This window comes from Streptosporangium nondiastaticum, assembly GCF_003011965.1.
Classification (GTDB): Bacteria; Actinomycetota; Actinomycetes; order Streptomycetales; family Streptomycetaceae; genus Streptomyces; species Streptomyces nondiastaticus.
This window is the reverse complement of record NZ_PXWG01000325.1, coordinates 1-792: the sequence shown is the minus strand read 5'-3', so window position 1 is coordinate 792 and position 792 is coordinate 1. Positions and strand designations below refer to the sequence as shown.

The following is a 792-nucleotide window of genomic DNA, read 5'->3' as shown; positions in this document are numbered from 1 at the left end:
CGCCGCCCAGTCCGCGGCGTGCCTCGCCGCCTCGCGCACCGCCCGCCCGGAGGCCACCGGCTCCGCCCCGCAGCGCGGTCCGGCGAGCCGCCGCGCCGGGTCCACGGAGGGCTGCACGGGGCCGTGCCCGGAGGCGAGGAAGAGGTCGTCCGTCCCGGCCGGAACGACGAACACCGCGTCGCACACGTCCGCGTCCAGCGCGTACGGACTCCCGCCCGGCGTCCCCGGCAGCGCCGCCGTGACCAGGGCCCCGCCCTCGCACACCCGCGGCAGCCACGCCTCCGCGAGCACGGTCCGGCCCGCCCCGGCCAGCCGCGCCAGCAGCGCCGTCACGGCGACCGTCTCCACCACCGGGCCCGGCACCGCGTACCGGCCCAGCTCGGTGAAGGCCACCGCCACCTCCGCCGGCAGCGGACCCACGCCCCCGAACGCCTCCGGCACCGCCAGCTCGAACACCCCCGCCCGCGCCACCCGCTCCCACACGGCGAGACCGGGCCCGTGATCACCCCGGGCCCAGGCCCGCACGGCCGCCGGGGTGTCCGCCGCTCCCAGCATCCGGCCGAGAGCGCGCGCGAAGTCCTGCTGCTCGGTGCCGAGTGCGAAATGCATGCCGGCCGCTCCTGTGAGACGGGACGAGCCCTGGCGTGTGGCCGCGTGCGGGCGCTGGCGCACCGCCCGGGCCACGGGGCGGCCGGGCCGGTACCCGCGGCGCGCAGACTGAGCGAGGCCCCGTTCCGGCCCGGCGCGCTGGTCGTCACGCCCGGTCCCGCCCCTGGCCGCGGCCTGCCGGGG

The 792-nt window shown here is 80.6% G+C and carries 1 protein-coding gene; it reads right to left on the bottom strand.

Annotation, left to right across the window (positions count from 1 at the left end):
• Window positions 1–609, bottom strand: a 609-nt coding sequence (locus B7P34_RS36050) for an acyl-CoA dehydrogenase family protein (protein ID WP_146167048.1), incomplete at its 3' end; no start/stop codon positions are given.
• Window positions 610–792: the final 183 nt, after the last annotated feature.